Source organism: Achromobacter sp. D7-1, from assembly GCF_059760445.1.
On the sequence record NZ_JCBAMT010000084.1, the window covers coordinates 1 to 23474 of the forward strand.

Here is a 23474-nt window from a genome sequence, read left to right on the forward strand (position 1 = left end):
GCGCTGGCTAGCGTCGGCGCCATGGCGCAAGCCGGCTACCCGAACCGGCCTATCCGCTGGATCGTTCCCTCTCCCGCGGGCGCGCCTATCGACGCCATCGGACGCAAGCTGGGCGAACTGATGTCGGCGCAACTCGGCGCGCCCATCGTGATCGAAAACAAGCCCGGCGCCGGCAGCACCATCGGTGCGACTGAAGTCGCGCGCGCCAAGCCGGACGGCTATACCTTGATGCTGAGCGTGGGCGACGCGCTCATCTCTTCGGTCGTCACCATGAAGGTGCCTTACGACCCGCAGCGAGACTTCACCTTGATCAGCAAGATTGCCGCCTCCGGTCCGGTGCTCATCGCCAACAAGACGATGCAAGCCAGCGATCTGACTGGGGCGGTCGAGGAAGCGCGGGCAGCACAGATTCCCCTGGCCTATGGGTCATACGGCCCAGGCTCATACCCGCAACTGATCATGGAGAGCCTGGCCAGGCAGTCTTCGGCAACGTTCATCGAAGTCCCATACAAGGGTTCGCCGCCGGCAATGACCGATCTGCTGGGCGGGCAGTTGGCGTTTACCTTCACTTCCACCAGCATTGCCGCGCCCATGATCGCGGACGGCAAGGTCAAGGCCATCGCTGTCATCGGCGACAGGCGCTCGGCGCTGCTGCCGGAGGTCCAGACCTTCGCCGAAGCGGGATACGACGCCTTCATATTCAAGAACAAGGCCTGGGTCGGCTTGAGCGGCCCGGCAGGCATGCCCGCGGATGTGGTGCAAAAGCTCGCGACGGCCGCGCAGCAGGTGGTGCGCGATCCGGAGTTCGGCAAGTATCTGGCAAACATCGGTTTTGATGCCGTAGGCAATTCGCCGGAGGAATTCCTGCGGGAGTACCGGGAGGAATATGCGGTGGTGCCAAGGCTGATCAAGGAGCTTGGCGTGACGGCGCATTGATCATCGGACGCCCTCCGGATATCTGGGTCTGCTGATATAGATTCAATATCGAATATCAAATTCTTAATATTAGACAGACCCATCAAGCACGCCTAAAGTCATCCACTGGACCACCAGGCCAGGACCGCCGCCTAGAGCGGCCGGCCTTCCACCCAAAGGAGACTTCCATGCTGCACCGCAGACAAATGCTGACGGCCGTGTTGGCTGCCGCGTTGCTTGGCGCCGCCGGCCATCAGGCCGTGGCGCAGGCCGAAACCTTCCCCTCCCGTCCGATCAAGTTCGTCGTGCCGTTCGGCCCGGGCAGCGGCACCGATACCTCGGCCCGCTACTTCGCTCGTCAGCTGCAGGAACTGACCGGGCAGCCTGTGGTAGTGGAGAACAAACCGGGCGCCAATGGCTTCATCGCGGTGAAGAACGCGCTGTCCGCGCCGGCGGACGGCTATACGGTTTTCATCGGCAGCAATTCGACGCTGGCGGTCAATGCGGCGCTGTTCAAGACGCTGCCCTATGACCCCGTCAAGGATTTCGCGCCGCTGACCATGATGATGCGCTCGCCCGCCATGCTGGCCGTCAGCCCCCAGGCGTCGTACAGCACCTTGAAGGACCTGATCGCCTATGCCCAGGCCAATCCGGGCAAGGTGAATTTCGGCGCCGGTTCGGCGGGCTATCAACTGATGGGTGAATTGCTGAATGACAGCGCCAGCCTGAAGACGGTCCATGTGCCGTTCAAGGGCGCAGGCGACGCCATCATGGCGGTGGCCGCGGGCACGGTGGACTACACCTTCGCCGAAGTCACCGCGGTGCAGGAGCTGGCCAAGGACGGCCGCGTGAAGGTGGTAGCGGTGGCGTCGGATCAGCGTGTCGGGACTTCGCCCGACGTGCCGACGGCGGCAGAGGCCGGCTTGCCGGGATTCGAGGCCTATACCTGGGTCGGCGCGATGGTCAGCGCCAAGACGCCGGCCGAGCAGACCGAGCGCCTGGCCGAGCTGTTCACCCGCATCTCCAAGATGCCCGAAACCCGCGCCTTCTATGAACGCCTGGGCGCCACGCCGATGACGGGCGGCCCCTCGCAGATGCGCGAATTCCAGCAGAAGGAGATCGCGCTCTGGCAGCGCATCGTCAAGAAGGCGAACGTTCCCCAACAATGAAGGAAGAGGCGGCCATGACGGCACCAGCCCTGCAGAATGTGAAGGTACTCGATCTGTCGCGCGTGCTGGCCGGCCCCTGGGCCGCCCAGACGCTGGGCGACCTGGGCGCCGAAGTGATCAAGGTGGAGCGGCCGGGGACGGGCGACGACACCCGCGCCTGGGGGCCGCCCTACGTGACCGATCCGGCCGGACAGTCCACCGGCGAGTCCGCCTATTACATGTGCGCCAATCGCAACAAGCAGTCGGTCAGCATCGATTTCACCAAGCCGGAGGGGCAGGAGCTGGTGCGGCGGCTGGCGCAGCAATGCGACGTGCTGATCGAGAACTTCAAGACCGGCGGACTTGCGCAGTACGGGCTGGACTACGCCGCGCTGAGCCAGCTGAATCCCAGGCTGGTGTATTGCTCGGTCACGGGCTTTGGCCAGGATGGTCCGTATGCGCAGCGCGCGGGCTACGACTTCCTGATTCAAGGCATGGGTGGCCTGATGAGCATTACGGGCCACCCCGACGGCATGCCCGGCGGCGGGCCCATGAAAGTGGGCGTGGCGCTGACCGATATTCTGACGGGGCTGTACGCCAGCACCGCCATCCTGGCAGCGCTGCAGGCGCGTGAGCACACCGGGCGCGGCCAGCATATCGATCTGGCCTTGCTGGACGTGGGCGTTGCCTGCCTGGGCAACCAGGCCATGAACTACCTGTACGGCCAGCAGGCGCCGCGTCGCATGGGCAATGCGCATCCCAATACCCTGCCTTATCAGGATTTTCCGACGGCGGACGGGCACATGATCCTGGCCGTGGGCAACGATGGACAATTCGCGCGGCTGTGCGTCGCCATCGAACGGCCGCAGTGGGCCGAGGACGAGCGCTTTGCGCGCAATGCGGCGCGGATCGCGCATCGCGATGCGTTGATCGAAGGCTTGCGCGCCATCACCGTCACCCGCAGCACGCGCGAGTGGATCGATCTGCTGGAACAGCATGGCGTGCCTTGCGGCCCCATCAATACCGTTGCGGACGTGTTTGAGGATCCCCAGGTCCAGGCGCGTGGCCTGAAGATGAGCATGCAGCACCCGCAGGCCGGTGAAGTGCCGCTGGTTGCGAGCCCCATCCGCCTGTCGGATACGCCGGTGAGCTACCGCCACGCGCCGCCGCAGTTGGGCCAGCATACCGATGCCGTCCTGGCCCGTATTCTGGGCCTGAGCGCGGACACCCTGCATACGCATCGAACCAATGGAGTCCTGGGATGAGCAGCCTGAATTCACTTGCCTTGCCGCTGACGCGCATTCCGCCCGAAGACGAGGCCTTGCGCCCCGCCGTCCGCGCTTTCCTCCAGGAGGCCGTGCGCGACATGCCGGCGCATATCCGGGCGCGTTCCTGGGGCGGCTACGACACCGCCTTCAGCCGCAGTGTCGGCGAACGCGGCTGGATCGGCCTGACCCTGCCGCGCGAGTACGGCGGCGGCGGACGCAGCGCCTTCGCGCGCTATGTGCTGGTGGAAGAGTTCCTCAACGCTGGCGCACCGGTCGGGTCGCACTGGATCGCGGACCGGCAAAGCGCGCCGCTCATTCTCAAGTACGGCACGGAAGCGCAGAAGCGCTTCCATGTTCCCCGCATCTGCCGCGGCGAGTCTTTCTTCTGCATAGGCATGAGCGAACCGAACTCCGGGTCGGACCTGGCCAGCGTGCGCACGCGCGCCATGCCGAACGACCGCGGCTGGCTGCTCAATGGGCAGAAGATCTGGACTACCAACGCCCATCACTGCCAGTACATGATCGCCCTGGTGCGCACCTCGGGCGGGCCGGAGGACCGGCACAAGGGCCTGTCCCAAGTCATCGTCGACCTGTCCCTACCCGGCGTGACGGTTCGGCCTATCGAGGACCTGTCGGGCGACAGCCACTTTTGCGAAGTGTTCTTCGATAACGTGCAGCTGGGCGCCGATGCGCTGGTGGGCGCCGAAGGGCAGGGCTGGGAGCAGGTGACGGCCGAACTGGCGTTCGAGCGTAGCGGTCCGGAACGGCTGTACTCCAGCATCGTGCTGTTCGATCAATGGCTGGACTATGCGCGCCTGCCGGCCAATCGCACGCCCTCGGCCCAGCGGCTGGCCGGCAAGGTGTTGGGCCAACTGACGCCGCTGCGGGCCATGTCGGTATCGGTGCAGGAGAAACTGACGCGCGGCGCCAGCCCCATCGTGGAGGCGGCGCTGGTCAAGGAACTGGGCACCACGCTGGAGCAGATGATCCCGGCCTGGATCGCGGAAGATCTGTACTCGCGCGAGGTGGAGGACATACCGGTGGAATTGCTGATGACGCTGAAGTACGTGACGGAGGCCTCACCCTCGTTCTCCTTGCGGGGCGGCACCCGCGAGATCCTGCGCGGCATGATCGCGCGCGGCCTGGGCCTGCGTTGAAGGAGCATGACATGAGCGATAACGATCTGTACGCCGATGCTGCGCGCCAGGTGTTGGCGGACCATTGCACGCCGCAGGCGGTGCGCGATATCGAGGCGGGCGGCGATTCGGCCCGCGGGCTCTGGCAGCAGTTGGAGGCCGCCGGCCTGGCCGATGCGCTGCTCGGCGAAGACGACGGTGGCTCCGGGTTGAACCTGGACCAGGTGTTCGGTGTGCTGGAGCAGTGCGGGGCGCACGCGCTGCCCTTGTTGCTGGGCGAAACCATGATCGCGCGCGCGCTGCTGCCGGCCGCGCAGCGGCCGGCGGGCAGCATAGGGCTGGCACGAGGGCAGCAACAGGCCGACGGCGCGTGGCTGTGCGCGCTGGTGCGTGGCGGCCGAGTGGCCGACAGCGTGCTGGTGCAGGCTGACGGCGTCTGGCGCCTGCTGGACGCCGGGCAGGCGCGACAGGATCCGCACGTGCTTGCGCTGGACGCGGCCATGCGCTGGGAACCGGCGCAGGTCGAGGTAGCGCCGCTCGTAGCGATCGACGCTGCCATCGACATCCGGACCTTGCAGGCCTGCGTGGTCGCGCCGCAGATGGCCGGCGCGCTGGGCAGCGTGCTGGAACGGACCTTGCAGTACGCCAATGAACGCCAGCAGTTCGGCCGGCCCATCGGCAAGTTCCAGGCGATCCAGCATCAGCTGGCCGTCATGAGCGAGCATGTCTGCGCCGCGCGCATGGCGGCGCAGCTGGGCTGCCATGCCGAAGGCGTGGCGCCTGACCGGCTGCGGGTAGCGGTCGCCAAGGCGCGTTGCAGCGAGGCGGCGCTGGTGGTGGCCGAGCTGGCGCATGCGGTGCATGGCGCGATAGGCTTTACGGAAGAATACGATTTGCAGCTCTACACGCGCCGCCTGCATGCCTGGCGTCAGACGGCCGGCAGCGAAGCGTACTGGCAGGACGTGGCCGGAGAGGCGCTGTTCGCGCACGCAGGGCCGACCTTGGACCTGGTGCGTGCGATTACCGATGTTTCGGCATAAGCCCGGTTTACAGGAGATTCTGGCATGGCCTTTTTGCAGATAGAACGCGACGGCGGCATCGTCGTCGCCACCATGAACCAGCCGGAGACACGCAATGCGCTGACCGGCAACACCGCCATCGAAGAGATCGTGCAGCTGTGCGCCGACATACGGCAGGACGCAGACGTGAAGGTACTGATCCTGACGGCCGCGGGACCGATCTTCAGTTCGGGCGGCAACGTCAAGGACATGCGCCGCTTCTTCGACGACGCGCTGACGCCAGAGCGGATCTGTGAAGAATATCGCCAGGGCATCCAGCGCATTCCGCTCGCATTACATGGCCTGGACGTGCCCGTCATCTGCGCCGTCAACGGCCCGGCCATCGGCGCCGGCCTGGATATCGCCTGCATGTGCGACATCCGCATCGCCGCCGATACGGCCACCTTCGCCGAGAGCTTCGTGCGCGTCGGCATCGTGCCGGGTGATGGCGGCGCCTGGCTGCTGCCGCGGGCGGTGGGCATGGCCAAGGCCAGCGAAATGGCCTACACCGGGGAGGCCATCAGCGCGCAGGATGCGCTGGCTTGCGGCCTGGTCAGCAGGGTCGTGCCGGCGGCGGAGCTGCTGCCGGCCGCCAGGACGCTTGCCGCGAAGATTGCGGCCAATCCGGGCGGCGTCATGCGCATGACCAAGCGTTTGCTGCGCGAAGGCCAGCAAAGTAGCTTGGCATCCTTGCTGGAACTGTCCGCCAGTTATCAGGCCCTGGCCCACAAGACCGCCGAACACCGCGAGGCGGTCACCGCCTTCATTGAAAAGCGCGCGCCGCGGTTTTGAGTCGCGGCACGGTCGTTGGCGTGACGAGTATGCGGTCCAGGGCTTGGGGCGTCCTTCCTACTGCCTGTCCATATACGTCAGCGCGGAAGCCACCAGCGCCCGCACGCCAACGCGCAACGCGCTTTCATCAATGGCGAATTCCGGCGAATGGTTGGGCGCGCCGCCCTTGTCGCCATAAGGCGAGGCATTGATGAACCAGAAGACCGAAGGCACTTTGCCGCTGACGCCATAGGCGCCGAAGTCCTCGCTGCCGGTCGATGGCGCCGGCATTTCGACGGCCTTGCCGGCCCCGGCTGCCGCCTGCCATGCTGGTATCAGGCTGCGAGTCAGCGTTTTGTCGTTGTCGACGACCTCGTAGCCCGTGTATATGTCGACCTTGGATTTCAGGCCATAGGCTTGCGCAATATGCTCGGTCCGCGTGCGGATGGCCTCGTGCACGATGCCTTGGTTCCGCGACGACAACGAGCGCACGGTGCCTGCCAGTTCAGCGTTCTCCGGCAGGATGTTCGGGCGCCGCCCGCTTTGCAGCATGCCGATGGACAACACGGTGACGCCGTCCGATTGGTCCACCTTGCTGCTGGTGATGCCTTGCAGCGCCAGGGTCAGTTCGGCTGCCGGCACAAGCGCCGGATTGGCCGTCCATGGCCTGCCGCCGTGACCACCCTTGCCATGCAGCGAGATTTCGAATCGGTCGCCGCTGGCCATGGTTGGTCCGGCCCGGTAGGCGATGGTGCCAGAGGGGGCGCCAGCGCCTATGTGCTGGCCGAAGACCACATCCACTTTGGGATTCTCCAGCACGCCTTGCGCAATCATGGCCCGGGCACCACTGGGCTCTTTGTCGGGCCCCCATTCCTCGGCCGGCTGGAACAGGAAGACGATGGTGCCGGGCAGTTCCTCGCGCATGGCCGACAAGGCGCGGGCCGCGCCCAGCAACATCGCCACGTGAGTGTCATGGCCGCAGGCATGCGACACGGACACCTGCTCCCCGCGCCAGGTGGCCTTGGCTTGGGAGCGGAACGGCAGGTCATTGCGTTCCTCGACGGGCAGGGCGTCCATGTCGGCGCGCAGCGCCACCACGGGCCCCGGCTTGCCGCCCTTGAGCACGGCTTTGATGCCAGTCCGCGCTATGCCGGTCTCGATGGTGATGCCGGGCATGGCGCGCAAGGCGTCGGCGATGTATTTCGCCGTTTCGGTCTCCTGATACGACAGTTCCGGATGCTGGTGGATGTGGCGCCGCCATGCGATCACGTCAGGCTCGGTCTGGTCGGCCCGTTGCAGGCCATTCTGCAGCAGGTCGGCGCCGGAGGCGGCGACGGGCGAGGCCAGGACCATACCTAGCGTCATTCCGAAACTTGCGGTGAGAAGCCGGGAGGGTGCGGTCATGCCTTGCTCCAATCGAGTGATCGCCTCGGGCCCCGGGCGAGGGGAGGAATGCTCAGCTTCGGGCGCAGGCCGCGATGGCGCGTGCGACGTGATCGATATTGCCGTCGGTCAGGCCGGCGACGCACAGCCTGCCGGACTTCAGCAGGTACACGGCATGCTCGCGGCGCAGCGATTCCACCTGCTGAGGACTGAGCCGCATGTAGCTGAACAGTCCTTGCTGCCGCTTGATATAGTTCCAGGCATCGGGGTCGCCGGTCAGTTGCGCCAGTGCGTTGGACAGGCGCGCGCGCAGGCCCACAAGCCGCACTCGCATCTGTTCAAGCTCTTCGGCCCAGAGTTGCCGCAGCGCGGGATCGTTCAGGACGGAAGCAACCAGCGCGGCGCCAAAAGTGGGAGGCGTTGAGTAATTGCTGCGTATCAGCTGCTTGAGCTGGCCCAGCGCGCGGTCCGCGGCGGCCGCGTCGTGGCACACGATATTCAGGGCGCCGCAGCGTTCGCCGTACAGGGAGAAATTCTTGGAGAAAGAGCTGGCGACCAAACACTCCACGCCGGCGCGCGCCATCGCCCGGATGGGCTCGGCGTCCGCGTCCAGGCCGAGTCCGAATCCTTGATAGGCCAGGTCGAAAAACGGAATCAGGCCCTGGCGCGCAAACAGTTCGGTCAGCGCCTGCCACTGGTCTGGAGACAGGTCCACGCCCGTGGGGTTGTGGCAGCTGGCGTGCAGCACGACGATGGAGCCGGCAGGCAGGGCTTGCAACGCGTCATGCATCTGCGCGAAGCGGACAGTGGCGGTCGCGGCGTCGTAGTAGGGGTACTCATGCACCGTGAAGCCCGCCTGGCGAAAGATCTGGTCGTGGTTCTCCCAGGTCGGATCGCTGACCCAGACCGCTGCTTCGGGGCAGGTACGACGCAGCAGGTCGGCGCCGAGCCTCAAGGCGCCAGTGCCGCCCACACTTTGCGCCGTCACCACGCGCGCCGGCGCCGGGCCATCGGCGCCGAGAACCAGCGATCTGGCGGCGTCGCGGTATGACGCCGAACCGGGAATGGGCAGGTAGGGATGCGGCTTTCCCGCCTGGATGAGCGCTGCACGCGCCTGGCGAACGGCGCGCATGACGGGGATGCTGCCGTCCGCGTCAAAGTAGGTGCCGATGCTGAGACTGACCTTATGGGGCGCGGGGTCGTTCTGGAAGGCTTCAACCAGGGCGAAGATCGTGTCGCCGGCCGCAGCGGGCAGGGGAGAGAATAGAGACTGCATGGAACTGCCTCATGAGGAAGATGCGGCCGTGGCCGGCCAGGATGTCAGCGCGATGCCTGAATCTGCACCGCCAGGGTGCCGATGCCCTCGATCGTGGCGCTGATTTCGTCGCCGATCTTCAGGAAAGTGCCTTGTGGCGCGCCCACGCCGGCGGGGGTGCCGGTCAGCACCAGATCGCCGGGCTCCAGCGTCATGATGCGGCTCAGGGTCACCAGCTGTTCGCGGATGTCGAAGACCATGCCGCTGCTGCGGGCGTCTTGCTTGAGCTGGCCATTGACGCTGAGCTTCATGCCCAGGTCCATGGGGTCGGGGATGAAGGTTGCGGGCACCAGCCTGGGGCCGAGCGGACAGCTGGTGTCATGCGCCTTGCCTGCCACCCAATCCAGCTTGTAGAAGGTGTCGGGCGCCTTATTGAGGTCACGCGCCGACATGTCGACGGCTACCGTGTACGCCGCCACATGGTCGAGCGCGTCTTCCAGGCTCACGTTCCTGGCTGTCTTGCCTATCACCAGCGCCAGCTCGATTTCCCAGTCCAGGCGTTGGCAGTCGATGGGCATGTGTACCGTCGCGCCTTCGCCGACCACGGCCTGGCGGGGCGGCTTGAAGAAGAAAAACAGACGCTGCGCGGATTTGTCCGCGGCATTCGGCACATTCATTTCCGCCAGGTGATCATGGTAGTTGGCCCCGGCGCAGAGCACCTTGCCGGGATACTGCAGCGGCGCCAGGTGGCGGACCGGCCCGGCGACTTCGTGGCCCGCGAGCGCGGCGCGGCGCGCGGCCGCCAGTTCCAGCAGCGCCAGCGAGCGCGGCCAGTCCTCGAAGAGGTCCCGCACGGATGCATCCAGCGCCGGCAGGTCCAGTACCCGCGCGCAAGCGGCCAGCGGATAGTGGCTGCCATCGATCTCCAGGCAGGCGACGGGGCGGGAGGCGACGTCGAGAGTGGTCAATGCGAACATGTGTTGATCCGGTGATAGAGGAGAGAGGGAGGCGGCGCTCAGTCGACCACGAAGCCTGACTGAGCGACCGTATCGCGCCACTGATCGAGCTGTTCGCGCGCCAGCGTATCGACGGCTTGCGGCGTGCCTCCGGCCGGCCGCATGCCCAGCTCGGCGACGCGCCTGGCCACGTCGGGCAGGGCGAGGATTTCGTTCACGGCCGTGTTCAGTTTGTGGATGACCGGCTCCGGCGTGCCGGCCGGCGCATACAGCCCCGCCCAGCCCGAGGTCTCCAGCTCGCCCAGCCCCAGCTCGCGCATGGTCGGGGTTTGCGGCAGCGCCGGTTCGCGCTGCGCGCTGAAAGTCGCCAGGACGCGCAGCTTGCCCGCCTGTGCCAACGGGACCACTTCGCCCGCGTCCATCACAATGGCATTGATATGGCCGCCCAGCAGCGCTGTGACGGCGTCCTTGCCGCCCTTGAAGGCGATGTGCTCAAGCGGCGTGTCCAGACGCTTGGCCAGCGATACGCCCAGGAAATGCTGCAGGCTGCCGGTGCCGGATGTGCCGTAGAACGTCTTGCCCGGATTCTGTCTGGTCCAGGTTTGGAATTCCTGGAACGAGGTGATGGGACTGTCCGCCGCGACGGCGAGCACGATGTCCCAGCTCACCAGCTGTGTGACAGGCTTGAGGTCGGTGAAGGGGTCGTAGCTGAGCTGGCGGAACAGGTGCGGGTAGAGGAAGATGGCCACGCCCGGCGCGACCAGCAGATTGTTGCCATCGGGCGCCGCGCTCTTTACCGCCTGGATGGCGATGCGCGTCTGCGCGCCGGGGCGGTTCTCCACCACCACTGGCCGCTCCAGATGGCTGGGAAGCTTCTCCGCCACGATCCTGGCGATGGTGTCGAACGATCCGCCGGCGGGCAGGCCGACGACCAGCTTTGTTGGCTGCTGCGCGTGGCCAGAGGCCGCCATGAACAGGCCGGCCAACGCCAGGTATTTGAGTCGGGTGATGAGGGAGGTCCCACCAGGCATGGCTGTCTTCATCTTGTCTCCACGGTCTTTTTATTTGAGTTGACCCTGGCCAGGATTGTAGTTGCCTGGTGAAAACCGTCTGATGAAGATTCGTCATCGGGTGAAAACCAATAGGAATTTCAATTCCGCGTATCTTTGGGACTGGCTTCCACGGCCGACCATGCTTCCACCCGATCGCGCCCCGAATGCTTCGCCCGGTACAAAGCCTGATCGGCCTTGGCTAGGACTTTGTCGATGTCGGGATCATCGGACGGCCATAGCGCGATGCCGATGGAGACCGTGACTTGTCCCACTCCTTGCGGCATGACCTGGCTTGCCGTCGCCGCCCGGATGCGTTCGGCCACCTTCCCCGCGGTGTCGCGCGAGGCGTCCGGCATCAGGATCAGGAACTCTTCGCCGCCGACGCGGCACGGCGCGTCTTCCGCCCGGATGCAGGTCCTGAGGATGCCGGCCAGCGCGATCAGCACCTGATCGCCGGCCGCGTGCCCGAAGGTGTCGTTCACGCGCTTGAAGTGATCCAGGTCCAGCGCGAGCGCGGCGAAAGGCTGTTGAGCCCGCTGCAGCGCGGCGACTTGCAGCGCCAGGCCTCTTCGATTGATGAGGCCGGTCATCGGGTCGGTGATGGTGTCGGAACTCAGCTTGTCGATGCGCCTGGTCTGGGAATTCTGGCTCATGGTTACCGCGTTTCTGAGGCGTGCCGCTTCGTAGTACCAGCTCTTGATCTTGCCGAGGTCGCCGGCCGAGGCGCCGGGCTGGTCCCGTTCGATGACCTGCGCCAGTTCTTCCAGGGGCCTGGAGATCCAGCGGCCCAACAGGTAGATGAGCAGGAACATGATCAGCCCCACCGGCAGGGCGTAGAGCACGATCCTGCTGGTCAGGCTCTGTAGCGGGCGCAGCGTTTCCTCCAGGGGGCGCTGCGCCACCACGCCCCAGCCGCCGTTCTTGAGCGCGGCGTATCCGGCCAGCAGGTGCGTGCCGCGAGTGTTGACCACGGGCATCGCCCCGGTCTCGCCCCGCAGCACCGCTTCGACCGCCGCGTTGCTCCTTTCGCTGGTGCCGATGCGTTCCTTGTCCTTGTGATAGATGATGTTCCCGTCGCCATCGATGACATACAGGTAGGAGCCGTCGCGGTAGAAATGATCGCCCACCAGCTTGTCGAATTCATTTCCTTGCCGCAGGGGCAGGGCGGTGATGATGGTGCCGGCATAAGCGCCCTTGGCATCCAGGTAGGGCTCTGAAAAAGCCAAAATCAGATGACCCGCCATGCCCACATAGGGCGTCGATATCTGTCCCGCCAATCTTTGTGGGCCAGTGACCGATTGCTGCCGAACCAGCGTCTTGCCTTCAAAGCCCGGATTTTCTGGAACGGTGGCCAGGACGGTGCCGTTCCTGTCGGTAATGGCGGCAGTCATGGCCCCGTCTGTCTGGTGGACGAGGCGCGCGAGTTCGTCCTCCAGGGCGGACTTGGATCCGACCAGGCCAGGCGCGCGTTCGGCAGAGAGGACCAGCTGCCGCTGTATGGATTCGATGTAAAGGTCGGTGACCTCGGCCAGCTTGACCGCGTAGGCCCGGTTGGCCTCCAGAGTATTGGCGATGAGCTGTTCGCGCTGGACCAGGTAGGCCGCGTACAGCGTGTTGGCGAAGGCAATGATTCCGCTGGCGAGCGCCAGCACGGTGATCAGCCGGCGCAACTTCAGTCTGGGCATCGCTGCAGGGATCAATGCGGAGCTCCTTCAATAATTCTCTGACCATTGAATCGGGGCCTGCTGCGCCCGGCCATGCCTGCGCGCGCGTAGAGCATTCAGTTTTGCGGCTAGCCTGCGGCAAGTCAAGAATCGCGTGGATGCTGGCTTGCGGATAGCGCCTCGATCAGGTGCTGGATGAATGCGCCCGTCGCCTCGGGCAGTCGGGCATGGCCGGCAGTCTGCACCTGCAGCGTGCGTTCGGCGAACATGGCTTGCTGCAACGCCACGGCTACCAGCGCACCACTGCGCAGGGGCTCGGCGAGCGTGATTTCGCCAGCCAGCGTGACAGCATGGCCGGCTTCGACGATGGCGCGGATGACCGATGACGAGTTGCTGGAATAGGCGACATCGAAGGGCGGCCCGTCGCTTCCGGCTGCTGAATTGTCGAACAGCAGGCGCACGGTGGTGCCGGAGTCCGTCAGCGCGATCGGGTAGCGGCGCAGGTCGTCCAGCGACACGCTGGCGCGCCTGGCCAGCGGATGGCTTGGGACCATGATGGCGCGCACGGGCGAGACGATTTCGTAGCGCACTGCGATGCCGCTGCCGGCATTCAGGCTGAAGGCCAGGCCCAGATCGATGCTGCCGTCGCGCAGGCGTTGCGTCACCACGCCGGGCGACGCAATGTGCACCTGGAACGCGACCTCGGGGTGCAGGGCGCGGTAGGCGCCCAGGATGGGTGGTAGCACGTTGCGCGCCACGGCCTCGTTGGACCCTATGCGGATGGTGGTCAGTTCAGCGCGACGCAGGCTGCGGATATCGCGCAGCACGTGTTCGGCATCCATGGCGACACGGCGCACATAGTCGGCCAGCATTTCACCGGCCCGGGTCAGTTCCATGCCGTGCGGGCGGCGCTCGAACAGGGCAGCGCCACAGTCGTCCTCCAGTTTGGCGACTTGCCGGCTGATTGCCGAGGGCGCTACGTGCAAGGTTGCGGCGGCGTCCTTGATGCTGCCTGCGCGTACGACTTCGAGGAAATAGCGGTGCGCGGCACTCAGCATATGATGATTCTCAAAATAGCAATTGGCATGCTAATTATTGATATTGATTGCCTCAAAAGCAATTCATAGAATGGGCCGACCAGGGCCGTCAGGACGCAAGGGCAACAGACCCGGCCGGCGGCTCTTCAACCAAGGGGAATCGCATGGCTAATGTTGTTTGCAAATCGGGCCGCGCCGTCACGCGCCTGCAAGGACTGGGCTTTTTGAAAGGTACCTTTGCCGCGCTTGCGCTGTCGGCGGCGGCGGGAGCGGGGGCGGCGGATTTCCCGCAGCGTTCGCTTCAACTGATCCTGTCATTCCCGCCCGGCGGCGCCACCGACGTCCTGGCGCGCGAGCTGAGCCAGAAGCTGGGAGACACGCTGGGCCAGTCCGTGGTGGTGTTGAACCGGCCCGGTGCGGGCGGTTTGATCGGCATGCAGGCAGCCGCGCGTTCCGAGGCCGACGGTTACACGCTGTATATCTCGTCGGTGATGTCCAATTCCATCTACGAGGCCCTCAACGGCAAGCAGCAGGTGTCGCTGGACGGTGATTTCGAGGCGGTGGGCGCGATAGCGAGCGCCCCGCACATCCTGGTCACGCCGGCGACGCTGGGCATCAAGGACTATGCCAGCCTGGTGGCCTATCTGAAGGCGGCGCCGGGCAAGTACAACTACGCGTCGATGGGCGCGGGCACGCTGTCGAACCTGGAGGGCGAGATCTTCAAGGAGCAGGCGGGCGTGGATGCCTTGCAGATCCCGTACAAGGGCAGCAGCCAGGCCTTGCCCGAGGTGATTTCGGGCGCGTCGGTCTTCATGTTCGACAGCGTGACCAGCTCGCTGCCGCACAAGCAGGGTGGCCGCATCGACGTGTTGGGCGTGGCTTCCGCCAAGCGCCTGCCCGTCATGCCTGACGTGCCCACGCTCAAGGAGCTAGGCGTGCAGGGCCTGGAGGCCGAGAACCTGTTCGCGCTGATGGCGCCCAAGGGGACCCCCAAGGACAGGCTGGACGTCGTGGCGCGCGCGCTGGCCAAGGCGCAGACCGATGCCGGATTCCGCAAGGCCATCGAGGCCCAGGGCTTTCAGATCAGCGAGATCCCGGCCCAGACCCTGCCGCGGTTCATCCTGGACCAGCAGGCATTCTGGCGCGACAAGGTCAAGGCCTTGAACATCACCGCAGGCAAATGATCGGACTCCCATGCCCATATCCAACGATCCCTTCTGGCAGCTTCCCTACCCATCGCAACGCATGCCGGTGCTGGCGGACAACGTAGTCAGTACGTCGCAGCCCTTGGCCAGCTCAGCCGGCCTGCAGATGTACGCGCGCGGCGGCAACGCGATCGACGCGGCGCTGGCTACCGCCATTGCGCTGACGGTCGTGGAGCCGTGCATGAACGGCATAGGCGGCGACATGTTTGCGATCGTCTGGCATAACGGTCGCCTGCATGGGCTGAACGCTTCCGGGCGTGCGCCAGCCGCCTGGGAGACGGCCAGGTTCGCGCATCTGGACGGCATGGATCCTATCGGCTGGGGCAGCGTGACGGTGCCCGGCGTCGTATCCGGCTGGCGCGCGATCTGGGAGAAATTCGGTTCGCTGCCGTTCGAGGACCTGTTCGAGCCCGCGATACGCTATGCGCGGGACGGCTACCTGGTCTCACCCACGGTGCATCGCCAGTGGCAGAAACAAGTGCCGCGCCTGAGCGGGCAGCCGGGCTTCGCCGAGTCCTTTGCGCCAGGCGGCCGCGCGCCCTTGCCGGGAGAGCGCTTTCGCAGTCCGGGCCAGGCCGCCACGCTGGAGAGCATCGCCCGCAGCAAGGGCGAAAGCTTCTACCGCGGCGAACTGGCCGCGGCGATCGCAGCCCATGCGCGCAACACGGGCGGCTACATCACCGAGGCCGACATGGCGAGCCATACGGCCGATTGGGTAGAGCCGATAGGCATGCGCTACCGCGACCTGGAACTGTTCGAGATCGGTCCCAATGGCCAGGGTATCGGCGCATTGATGGCCCTGGGCATGTTGGAGCACTTCGACCTGGCGCCCTGCGGCCGCGACAGCGGCCGCGCGTTGCACTTGCAGATCGAAGCCATGCGGCTGGCCTTCGCCGACCTGTACGAGCACGTCGGGGATCCGGCCCACATGAAGGTGTCCAGCGCACAGCTGCTGGATCCCGCCTATCTGGCCGAAAGAGCCAGGCTGATCGATCCGGGCCGGGCGGGCGACCCGCGGCCCGGCAATCCGCACAGCGGCGGTACGGTGTATCTGACCGCCGCCGACAGGCATGGCACCATGGTGTCGTTCATCCAGTCCAACTTCAAGGGATTCGGTTCCGGCGTGGTGGTGCCGGGAACGGGCATCGCCATGCAGAACCGGGGCTGGGGCTTTTCCACGAAGGCTGGGCATCCCAATGTGGTGGCGCCGGGCAAGCGGCCGTTCCACACCATCATTCCCGGTTTCTTGATGAAGGGTGGGCAGCCCTTGATGAGCTTTGGCTTGATGGGCGGTTCCATGCAGGCGCAGGGTCATCTTCAAGTCACCAGCCGGCTGGCCGATTTCGGCCAAAACCCGCAGGCTGCCAGCGACGCGCCGCGCTGGCGCATCAAGGACGACAACGTCGGCGTGGCGGTGGAATGGAATTGCCCGCCCGAAGCCATCGAGCAACTGCGCGCCTTCGGCCACAAGGTAGACGTGGCGCCGCGCTTCGATCTGGAGTTCGGCAGCGCGCAGATGGCCATGCGGCTGGAGCAAGGGGGGTATCTGGCCGCGTCGGACCATCGCAAGGACGGCTATCCGACAGGCTATTGACGCCGCCCGCCTGACCGGCGTTTGGTCGAGGCAAATCCGCGTTTCGTCGAAAAATGCGTGATATCTCCCCAGTCGCCGACGACAATCGGCTCGTTTCCGATTTGAGTCGGCGCGGCTGAGCGGCCCAACCCCGGCGCCGGCCCGAAGGCCGCGCCGTGCGCGTCAGCGCATAGCCACCGCGCGCCGCAGCCGCTGCGTAGCGACCCGGCCCAATACGACGGAAGCGACGCCGTTGTTGAACGCCACCTCAGTCTGGGCGCCGGGAAGCTGCGATAGATGGGAGACATGCTCCAGATTCATGATGACGGACCGGGACAGGGCGCAGAAGGGCGGGCAGGGCAACTGGGCCGCCAGGCGCTTGAAGGTGATATGCATCAGCTCGTTCGCATGGCTGGCGCTGCAAAGCAGCACATAGTCGCCCTGGGCCTGCGCCAGGGTCAGTTCATGGACCTTGATGAGCCTGGTGCCGTTACGCGTGCGCAGCGTCAGGTGGCCGCTCGCGCGCGGGCGCAGCCTTGCCAGCGTCTGTTCGAGCCGGTCCGGCCGCACGGGCTTGAGCAGATAATCGGCGGCCTGGACGTCGAAGGCGCGGGCCGCGTAATCGCTGTGCGCCGTGACGAAGACGACGGCGGGCGGGGCGTCCAGTTCGTTCAGCAGATCGAAGCCGGTGCCGGCAGTCAGTTCGATGTCGAGGAACAGGGCATCGGGACGATGCTCGCGGATCAGGGCCCCCGCCTGTTCAAGGGTGGCAGCTTCGCCTGCGACCAGGACGTCGCCCGAGGCTTCGAGCAGCCGGCGCAAGTAGCGCCGCGCCGGGGCTTCATCGTCGATGACAAGCACGCGCAGCATTTTCCTCCTTGGCGCCGTGGTGTGGCGGGTATAGTCGTTCGGTCTGGCACGCGGGTAAATATAAGGCCTATGCAGTTTCCAGAGAACCCTTTGCCCCTCCGGAGGGCGTGTCCATGAAGTTCATTCCCATCAGCCAGGGCTTGAGTCCGGGCGAGTCGTCGCTCGGCTTCTGGCGGGCGCAGACCTTGGGGTGGCTGTTTCTGGCGGTGGTGGGCTTTTTCATCCGGCTGGCGATATTCGCCAATGCCAATGCGGCCTTCTGGCTGACGGTGGCGCTGGAGCCGTTGGCATACGTCCTGACCAGCGCGGCGGCCGTGGTGCATGGTCGTCGCGCGGGCAAGGGCGATCCGCCCCTGCTGGTCCTGGTGTGCGCGGTGCTGTTCTGCCTGACTGCCTCGGCCCTGCTGGCGTCGATCGCCTACGGCATTCACGGCCTGTTCCTGCCCGGCGCGATCCGGGTGCTGCCGGGCAACCAGTACCGGCTGGGCTTTCTCTACTACATGGGCATGCTCTCGATCTGGACGCTGATCTATTTCGGCGTCTCGGCCGAGCTGAGCGCGCGTACCGAGCGCCTGTCGAAGATGAAGGCGGAAACGCGCTCTCTGAAGCTGGAACTCGAACATCTGCAAATGCAGATCGAACCGCACTTCCTGTTCAACTCGCTCAACACCATCGTGGCCGAGATCGCCGAACGTCCCGCTATTGCGGAGGAAATGACTCGCAGCCTGGCTGAGTACCTGCGCTATTCGCTGGACCGGCGCGGGCGCGGCCTGCCCAGGTTGGAAGAGGAGATCGAGGCCGCCGAGGCTTACGTGCGCATACAGGCGTTGCGTTTCGACAAGCAACTGGAACTGCGCTGCCAGATCGATCCGGCCACGCTGGACGTCTGCCTACCGCACATGACGCTGCAGGGGCTGGTGGAAAACGCGATCAAGCATGGCATGCGTTCGGAACATGGGCATTTCCCGATCGGCATACGCACGCGCTTGCAGGGCGATGAATTGCTCATTGAAGTGGACAATCCCGGCCGGTTGCATGCGCCTTTCGATCTGGCCCAAGGCGGGAGCGGGCTGGGGAATCTGTGCCGACGCCTGGCGCTGAGGTATCCGGACAGGCACGAATTCCTGCTGGAGCAGCGGGGGGAAAGAACCGTCGCACAGATCCGGCTGCGCGGCGCTCCCGAGCCGGCCTAGCGCGCGGGGCCGTGATTAGCGGTAGGTCGCAAGCAGGATGCTGGTTTCGGTGGCGGCGATGCCTTTGATCAGCCGCACGCGCTCCAGCACCTTGGACAGATCTGCCGTGGAGTCGGCGCGTATTTCGGCCAGCAGGTCCCAGCGGCCGTTGGTGTCGTGCAGTTGTTCGATGCTGGGCTCGCCCAGCAGGTTGGCCAACACGGCGCGCGTCTGGTTGCCGTCCACGGTAATGCCCATCCAGGCGCGCAGGCCGCCCTGATCGGAGTCGGGACGCAGCTTCAGCGTGTAGCCGGCAATGACGCCTTCGTCTTCCAGCTTGCGCAAGCGGTTGGAGACCGTGCCGCGCGACACGCCCGCCTTGCTGGCCAGGACGGCCAGCGTCGTGCGCGCGTCGCGTCGCAGGATGCCGATCAAGCGGGTATCGATTTCATCCATGGCGAGTCCATATTTCAATGTTCCCGGAACAGCCGGCCGTAGCCGTCCATCCGGTCGTCGATCCCCGCCAGCCGCAGGCAGTGCCACATGCTGGCTTGATTGCTGCCGATGACGGGCTTGCCCAGCGTTTTCTCCAGGCGTTGGATGACGGCGGTGGAGCGCAGCGCGCCGCAGCTGATGAAGACGGCGTCCGCATCGGGCCGGTCCACGGCGCAGGCGAATTCGTACAGATAGTCGGGCGAGACGCGGTTCATGGTTTCGTCATCGGGCAGTGCCAGGCCCTGTAGCGAGACGACTTCGTGGCCCGCGCCTTCGAAGTAGGCGCGCTCCAGCGCGTTGACCGCGTCGTCGTACGCGGTCGCAATGGCCAGGCGGCGGGCGCCGACCGCGGCCAGCGCCGCCGCGACGCCATCCAGCAGCGTGGTCGCGGTCGAGCCGGGGCGGGCCTGCGCCAGCAGCGTGCGCACTTTGTCGTTGCCGATCACGAAGCTGCCGGCGGTGCAGTTGTAGCAGAGCACGTCGATATCGCGGCGTCCCGGAACCAGGCTGTCCAGGGCCTGGCGCAACCCGCCTTCCATGTCGGCCAGACTTTGCACGGTGCAGGCCGTCGCCATCGGCACGCGGCCGAAGCTCAGGCCCACGCCCTCGGGCGCCATGGCGTGCATTTCCCCTTCGGTCAGGCCGGCGTTGGCTACGCACAGGAAGGCGATGCGCGCCCGGGAGTAGGGGCCAGCGTCGTAGCGGACAGGATTCATTCCGTCATTCCCGCGGCATCGAAGCACTCGCGTATGGCGGTGGTCGCCTTGACGAAGTTGGGATGGCCGACCATGGTGTAGTCGCGCGGCCGCGGCAGGTCGATGTCGACGGATAGCGCCACGCGGCCCGGGCGTTTGCTCATCACCACCACGCGGTCGGACAGGAACACCGCCTCCGAGATGCTGTGGGTAATGAACATGACGGTTTTTTTGCTTTCCAGCCAGACCCGCTGCAGTTCCAGGTTCATGGCTTCGCGCGTCATGGCGTCCAGGGCGCCGAAGGGCTCGTCCATCAGCAGGATGTCTGGGTTGTGGATAAGCGCTCGGCACAGCGCCACGCGCTGCTGCATGCCGCCGGACAGCTGGTGCGGCAGGCATTGCTCAAAGCCTTCCAGCCCGCTGAGCTTGATCAGTTCGCGCAGCCGGGCGTCGTAGCGCGCCGCGGGCAGCTTGCGCATCTCCAGTTGCAGCGAGATGTTCTTGGTGACGTCGCGCCACGGCAATAGCGCCGCGCGCTGGAACACGATGCCTACGTTGGCCCCCGGTTCCGTCACGCGCTGGCCCAGCACGCGGATCTCGCCGGCGGAGGGCGGCGTCAGGCCGGCGACCGCCCGCATCAGCGTGCTCTTGCCGCAGCCGGACGGGCCGAGCACGGACAGGAACTGGCCTTCGGGTATGGCAAGGTCGATGCCGTCGACCGCGACGTAGGAGCCGAAACGCTGGACCATGCCGCGGATGTCGATGGCGGTATCGGGCGCGTCCGCTTCCGGGGCGAGCGCCAGGGCTGCGTGGTGTGCCATGTCTATTCCCTGTTGTAGTCGTTGGTGTAGAGCGCGCTGGTCGGGAGCGGGCTGGCGATCTGGTTCGACTGTACGAACTGGTCGACCATGGCCTGCCAGTCTTTTTCCGAAGAGACGCCGAACGGCAGCCCTTTGGTATTGGGCGTGCCGGCTGCCTGCAGCGAAAGCTGCAGCTGGCGCACCAGTTGGTCGCGGTTGCGCGCCTGTTCCGGCCGCTGGCGCACCAGGGCGTCGACCGAGGCAGCGGGGTCGGCCTGGGCCGCCTCGTAGGCCTTGCGCGTGGCACGCAGGAAGCGGCGTGCGGTGTCGGGGTTGGCCGCCAGCCATTTGGTATTGGCTGCCAGTCCGCCTTCCAGCGCGTTGACGCCGAAGTCGGCATAGAAGAAGTAATGCACCTTGGCGCCCTGCGCTTCCAGCGGGGGGATATGGAAGTAGGTCACGCCGGTGATGGCGTCCGCGCGCCGTTGCAGGAACAGGGCGGTCTTGGTACCCACGGCCGGCGCGATGACGTTGATCTTCTTCTGGTCCACGCCGTTCAGGGCGGCCAGCACCGGGAACATCTGCGCCGTCGATTCGGACGCGCTCATGCCCAGCACTTTTCCTTCCAGATCCTTGGGCGTGCGCACCGGTGCGTCCGCATGGCTGATGATGACCATGGGGGAGCGCTGGTGCACGGCGAAAACGGCTTTCAGCGGCATGCCCGCGGCGACGCCCTTGAGCATGGTGCCGTAATCCATGAAGCCGATGGGATCGATGCCTTGCGCCACCAGCTTGGCGGTATTGCTGGAGCCGCTGCCTTCGCCGATGCTCAGGTCTATGCCTTCGGCCTTGTATAGGCCTTTGTCTATGCCGTAGTATAGCGGCGCGTGCGTGCCGTAGATGCTGTAGTCCAGGCGCAGGCTCAATTTCTCTTGTGCGTGGGCTGCGCCTGCGGCCAGCAGGCAGGCCAAGGTCCAGCCAAGTCGGGTCGTGAATTTCATGATGGTGTCTCCGGAGGGCGGGGTCAGACAGAGGGCAGGGCGTCGCTGCGCACGCTGATGTGCCAGGGGATCAGGAAGCGTTCGGAAAACTCGACCAGGTAGTAGAAGACCAGGCCGATGAGCATGAGCGCGACCAGCACGGCGAATAGCAGCGTGGTGTCCAGGTTGGCGTTGGCCGACAGCAGCACGTAGCCCAGGCCGCTTTCGGCGCCCACCCACTCGCCCACCACCGCGCCCACCGTGGCGAAGGCGATGGCGACCTTCAGGCCGGAGAAGATCTGCGGCAGCGCGTACGGCAGCCGGATGCGCAGAAAGGTCCGCAGGGCGCCTGCCCGCATCGAACGGGCCAGGTCGTTGAGGTCCGCGTCCACCGAACGCATGCCCGCCACCGTGCTGACCACGATGGGGAAGAAAGCCACCGAGAATGCGATCAGGATCTTGGGAAACAGGCCCAGGCCGAACCAGATGATGATGAGCGGCGCGACCGCCACCTTGGGAAACGCCTGCGAGACCACCAGCAGCGGCATGATGGCGCGCTCCAGCGGACGCGACCATACCAACACGATGCCCAGCGGTATGCCGACCGCGATGCTCAGCAGAAAGCCGCCCAGCGTTTCGACGGACGTGACCCAGCTGTGATGGCCCAGGAACGCGGAGTCCGTCCACAGTCGTTCGAGCACGCTTAGCGGTGGCGGCAGCAGATAGGCCGGCAGGCCGAACAGCGGTATCGAGACGTGCCACAACAGCAGCACCCCGATGACCGCGATGGTTGGATACATCCAGTTCTTCAACACGGCAATTCCCCTTGTATGTTGTTGGCGCGCCGGTTTTGGTGGTCAGGCGTCGATTTCGATCAGCTCACGCGGGTAGCGGGTGAGTACCTCGCAGCCGTCCTCGGAGACGGCCACGCTTTCGCTGGCCATGAAGCCGCCTTCAGGCATGAACAGCGATGGCACGAGGTGGAAGGTCATGCCCGGTTCCAGCACGGTGGGGTCGCCCGGGCGCAACGCCAGGAAGCGTCCCTCGGCCCAATTGGGCGGGAAGCCGATGCCTATGCCATAGGCCGTGCGGTGATCGAAGTAATGCGCCAGCCCGGCGCGTTCGAATACCGCCCGGCAGGCCTGGTCCACCTGGGCGGACGTGACGCCGGGGCGGATGGCGTCGATGGCGGCGTCCAGCGCGGCAATGACGGTGCCGGCCAGGAACCGTTGCCGCTCGGTGGCGCGTCCCACGACGCAATTGCGCGAGATCATGGCGTGATAGCGGTTGATGTTGGCCGCGGCCTCCAGGAACACCAGATCGCCCTGCTTGAGCTCGCGGCGCTGCCAGGTGGTGAAGCAGACGCCGCTGGCGCGGCCCACGGCAACCAACGGCACGCGGGTGTATTCGCTTCCGGCCTTGGTGGCGCCGTGCAGCATGGCGGCGGCGAGGTCGTTCTCGGTGGCGCCCACGGCGATCGCACGCACTGCCGCATCAATGCCGGCGACCGCCGCATCCGCCGCCTGGCGCACGAATCCCAGCTGCGCCGCGGTCTTGATCTTGCGCGCCTCTTCCATCGGCCCTTGCCAGTCGGCCAGGCGTTCGCCCAGACGCGCCTGCAACTGCTTGTAGGCGGCCACGCTGAGGTAGCCGGAGGTCGTTTCCAGGCCGATGCGGCCGCGGGGCAGGATGTCTCGCAAGTAGCCCGCCAGTACCTCGACCGGATCGCTGATGTCATCGATGGCGACAAAGCGCGCGATGTTGCGGTTGCCGGTCGCCACGGCGTGGTTGACCTGGCGCGAGACCATGGCGATGCCGCCGTCGGCCGTGACCACCAGGCACTGGAACGTGAAGTAGCCAATGGAACGGTAGCCGGTCAGCCAGTAGATGTTCTCGGGGTCGAACAGGATGGCCGCCGACAGGCCCTGGGCCTGGATGTCCCGCGCAAGCAGCGCGAGGTTCGCGGCATAGACGTCCGGGCCGAACGGCAATTCCATGGGTGCATAGTTTTCCGACACGATGGGTCCTGGATGAAAGTCGA

22 protein-coding genes are annotated in these 23474 nt (G+C 65.8%); 9 read left to right on the forward strand and 13 right to left on the reverse strand.

Translation table 11 applies throughout. The features are described 5' to 3' along the window. The 6 genes from AC6LKD_RS26685 to AC6LKD_RS26710 all read left to right on the forward strand — a co-directional run. On the forward strand, nt 1–936 hold a 936-nt coding region (locus tag AC6LKD_RS26685), incomplete at its 5' end, for a Bug family tripartite tricarboxylate transporter substrate binding protein (protein WP_498117923.1). A 167-nt stretch (nt 937–1103) separates the two neighbouring features. Further along, entirely contained in the window at nt 1104–2084 is a 981-nt protein-coding gene (locus AC6LKD_RS26690; RefSeq protein WP_492274158.1) for a Bug family tripartite tricarboxylate transporter substrate binding protein, read from the forward strand. After that, the gene (locus tag AC6LKD_RS26695; RefSeq protein ID WP_492274159.1) at nt 2081–3328 is read left to right on the forward strand and encodes a CaiB/BaiF CoA transferase family protein; all 1248 of its coding nucleotides are present in this window, start codon (nt 2081–2083) and stop codon (nt 3326–3328) included. The genes AC6LKD_RS26690 and AC6LKD_RS26695 overlap by 4 nt, the downstream gene beginning before the upstream one ends. Continuing rightward, a complete protein-coding gene (locus AC6LKD_RS26700; protein ID WP_492274160.1) occupies nt 3325–4488 on the forward strand; it encodes an acyl-CoA dehydrogenase family protein in 1164 nt (387 codons plus the stop codon). The genes AC6LKD_RS26695 and AC6LKD_RS26700 overlap by 4 nt, the downstream gene beginning before the upstream one ends. An 11-nt stretch (nt 4489–4499) precedes the next feature. After that, nucleotides 4500–5507, forward strand: coding sequence for an acyl-CoA dehydrogenase family protein (locus tag AC6LKD_RS26705; RefSeq protein ID WP_498117924.1), 1008 nt, complete (start codon nt 4500–4502; stop codon nt 5505–5507). A gap of 24 nt (nt 5508–5531) precedes the next feature. Next, entirely contained in the window at nt 5532–6317 is a 786-nt protein-coding gene (locus AC6LKD_RS26710; RefSeq protein WP_498117925.1) for a crotonase/enoyl-CoA hydratase family protein, read from the forward strand. Between the two features lie 57 nt (nt 6318–6374). Here AC6LKD_RS26710 and AC6LKD_RS26715 read toward each other — a convergent pair whose 3' ends face one another. The 6 genes from AC6LKD_RS26715 to AC6LKD_RS26740 form a co-directional block, all read right to left on the reverse strand. Continuing rightward, entirely contained in the window at nt 6375–7700 is a 1326-nt protein-coding gene (locus AC6LKD_RS26715) for a M20 metallopeptidase family protein (RefSeq protein WP_498117926.1), read from the reverse strand. Nucleotides 7701–7752: 52 nt separating this feature from the next. After that, on the reverse strand, nt 7753–8955 hold the full coding sequence (locus tag AC6LKD_RS26720; protein ID WP_498117927.1) for an amino acid aminotransferase: 1203 nt from the start codon (nt 8953–8955) through the stop codon (nt 7753–7755). Between the two features lie 44 nt (nt 8956–8999). Beyond that, nucleotides 9000–9911, reverse strand: a complete 912-nt coding sequence (locus AC6LKD_RS26725) for a fumarylacetoacetate hydrolase family protein (protein WP_498117928.1) — start codon at nt 9909–9911, stop codon at nt 9000–9002. A 38-nt stretch (nt 9912–9949) separates the two neighbouring features. After that, the gene (locus tag AC6LKD_RS26730) at nt 9950–10933 is read right to left on the reverse strand and encodes a Bug family tripartite tricarboxylate transporter substrate binding protein (protein WP_498117929.1); all 984 of its coding nucleotides are present in this window, start codon (nt 10931–10933) and stop codon (nt 9950–9952) included. 107 nt (nt 10934–11040) lie between these two features. Continuing rightward, nucleotides 11041–12612 (reverse strand): diguanylate cyclase, encoded by a 1572-nt coding sequence (locus tag AC6LKD_RS26735; protein WP_498117930.1) that lies wholly within the window; start codon nt 12610–12612, stop codon nt 11041–11043. A 137-nt stretch (nt 12613–12749) separates the two neighbouring features. Beyond that, nucleotides 12750–13664 (reverse strand): LysR family transcriptional regulator, encoded by a 915-nt coding sequence (locus tag AC6LKD_RS26740; RefSeq protein WP_492274168.1) that lies wholly within the window; start codon nt 13662–13664, stop codon nt 12750–12752. Nucleotides 13665–13807: 143 nt separating this feature from the next. On the opposite strand from AC6LKD_RS26740, the gene AC6LKD_RS26745 reads away from it, so the two are divergent. Next, a complete protein-coding gene (locus tag AC6LKD_RS26745; protein ID WP_492274169.1) occupies nt 13808–14827 on the forward strand; it encodes a Bug family tripartite tricarboxylate transporter substrate binding protein in 1020 nt (339 codons plus the stop codon). A 10-nt stretch (nt 14828–14837) separates the two neighbouring features. Continuing rightward, complete coding sequence (locus AC6LKD_RS26750) at nt 14838–16442, forward strand: gamma-glutamyltransferase family protein (protein WP_498117931.1); 1605 nt, start codon at nt 14838–14840, stop codon at nt 16440–16442. Between the two features lie 162 nt (nt 16443–16604). On the opposite strand, the gene AC6LKD_RS26755 is transcribed toward AC6LKD_RS26750, so the two are convergent. Further along, nucleotides 16605–17291: a LytR/AlgR family response regulator transcription factor gene (locus AC6LKD_RS26755; RefSeq protein WP_492274171.1), complete on the reverse strand. Its 687-nt coding sequence runs from the start codon at nt 17289–17291 to the stop codon at nt 16605–16607. 113 nt (nt 17292–17404) lie between these two features. On the opposite strand from AC6LKD_RS26755, the gene AC6LKD_RS26760 reads away from it, so the two are divergent. Beyond that, a complete protein-coding gene (locus AC6LKD_RS26760; RefSeq protein ID WP_498117932.1) occupies nt 17405–18484 on the forward strand; it encodes a sensor histidine kinase in 1080 nt (359 codons plus the stop codon). Nucleotides 18485–18499: 15 nt separating this feature from the next. On the opposite strand, the gene AC6LKD_RS26765 is transcribed toward AC6LKD_RS26760, so the two are convergent. Genes AC6LKD_RS26765 through AC6LKD_RS26790 form a run of 6 tightly spaced genes read right to left on the reverse strand, consistent with a single transcriptional unit; the run spans nt 18500 to nt 23451 of the window. Continuing rightward, nucleotides 18500–18919 (reverse strand): Lrp/AsnC family transcriptional regulator, encoded by a 420-nt coding sequence (locus AC6LKD_RS26765; protein WP_492274173.1) that lies wholly within the window; start codon nt 18917–18919, stop codon nt 18500–18502. Between the two features lie 14 nt (nt 18920–18933). Then, entirely contained in the window at nt 18934–19674 is a 741-nt protein-coding gene (locus tag AC6LKD_RS26770; protein ID WP_498117933.1) for a maleate cis-trans isomerase family protein, read from the reverse strand. Next, nucleotides 19671–20474, reverse strand: a complete 804-nt coding sequence (locus tag AC6LKD_RS26775; RefSeq protein WP_498117934.1) for an ABC transporter ATP-binding protein — start codon at nt 20472–20474, stop codon at nt 19671–19673. The genes AC6LKD_RS26770 and AC6LKD_RS26775 overlap by 4 nt, the downstream gene beginning before the upstream one ends. Nucleotides 20475–20476: 2 nt before the next feature. Next, nucleotides 20477–21454 carry an ABC transporter substrate-binding protein gene (locus tag AC6LKD_RS26780; RefSeq protein ID WP_498117935.1) on the reverse strand — a complete coding sequence of 326 codons (978 nt, stop codon included), beginning with the start codon at nt 21452–21454 and terminating at the stop codon, nt 20477–20479. A gap of 23 nt (nt 21455–21477) precedes the next feature. Further along, nucleotides 21478–22248, reverse strand: a complete 771-nt coding sequence (locus AC6LKD_RS26785; RefSeq protein ID WP_013396377.1) for an ABC transporter permease — start codon at nt 22246–22248, stop codon at nt 21478–21480. A gap of 42 nt (nt 22249–22290) precedes the next feature. Next, nucleotides 22291–23451, reverse strand: coding sequence for a M24 family metallopeptidase (locus AC6LKD_RS26790; protein ID WP_498117936.1), 1161 nt, complete (start codon nt 23449–23451; stop codon nt 22291–22293). Nucleotides 23452–23474: the final 23 nt, after the last annotated feature.

Bases quoted from the DNA above. Each gene is read 5' to 3' on its own strand.
- AC6LKD_RS26745 (WP_492274169.1), top strand. From the start codon at position 13,808: ATGGCTAATGTTGTTTGCAAATCGGGCCGCGCCGTCACGCGCCTGCAA.
- AC6LKD_RS26755 (WP_492274171.1), bottom strand. From the start codon at position 17,291: ATGCTGCGCGTGCTTGTCATCGACGATGAAGCCCCGGCGCGGCGCTAC.
- AC6LKD_RS26765 (WP_492274173.1), bottom strand. From the start codon at position 18,919: ATGGATGAAATCGATACCCGCTTGATCGGCATCCTGCGACGCGACGCG.
- AC6LKD_RS26730 (WP_498117929.1), bottom strand. From the start codon at position 10,933: ATGAAGACAGCCATGCCTGGTGGGACCTCCCTCATCACCCGACTCAAA.
- AC6LKD_RS26700 (WP_492274160.1), top strand. From the start codon at position 3,325: ATGAGCAGCCTGAATTCACTTGCCTTGCCGCTGACGCGCATTCCGCCC.
- AC6LKD_RS26725 (WP_498117928.1), bottom strand. From the start codon at position 9,911: ATGTTCGCATTGACCACTCTCGACGTCGCCTCCCGCCCCGTCGCCTGC.
- AC6LKD_RS26720 (WP_498117927.1), bottom strand. From the start codon at position 8,955: ATGCAGTCTCTATTCTCTCCCCTGCCCGCTGCGGCCGGCGACACGATC.
- AC6LKD_RS26690 (WP_492274158.1), top strand. From the start codon at position 1,104: ATGCTGCACCGCAGACAAATGCTGACGGCCGTGTTGGCTGCCGCGTTG.
- AC6LKD_RS26780 (WP_498117935.1), bottom strand. From the start codon at position 21,454: ATGAAATTCACGACCCGACTTGGCTGGACCTTGGCCTGCCTGCTGGCC.
- AC6LKD_RS26770 (WP_498117933.1), bottom strand. From the start codon at position 19,674: ATGAATCCTGTCCGCTACGACGCTGGCCCCTACTCCCGGGCGCGCATC.
- AC6LKD_RS26695 (WP_492274159.1), top strand. From the start codon at position 2,081: ATGAAGGAAGAGGCGGCCATGACGGCACCAGCCCTGCAGAATGTGAAG.
- AC6LKD_RS26710 (WP_498117925.1), top strand. From the start codon at position 5,532: ATGGCCTTTTTGCAGATAGAACGCGACGGCGGCATCGTCGTCGCCACC.
- AC6LKD_RS26750 (WP_498117931.1), top strand. From the start codon at position 14,838: ATGCCCATATCCAACGATCCCTTCTGGCAGCTTCCCTACCCATCGCAA.
- AC6LKD_RS26715 (WP_498117926.1), bottom strand. From the start codon at position 7,700: ATGACCGCACCCTCCCGGCTTCTCACCGCAAGTTTCGGAATGACGCTA.
- AC6LKD_RS26760 (WP_498117932.1), top strand. From the start codon at position 17,405: ATGAAGTTCATTCCCATCAGCCAGGGCTTGAGTCCGGGCGAGTCGTCG.
- AC6LKD_RS26775 (WP_498117934.1), bottom strand. From the start codon at position 20,474: ATGGCACACCACGCAGCCCTGGCGCTCGCCCCGGAAGCGGACGCGCCC.
- AC6LKD_RS26740 (WP_492274168.1), bottom strand. From the start codon at position 13,664: ATGCTGAGTGCCGCGCACCGCTATTTCCTCGAAGTCGTACGCGCAGGC.
- AC6LKD_RS26705 (WP_498117924.1), top strand. From the start codon at position 4,500: ATGAGCGATAACGATCTGTACGCCGATGCTGCGCGCCAGGTGTTGGCG.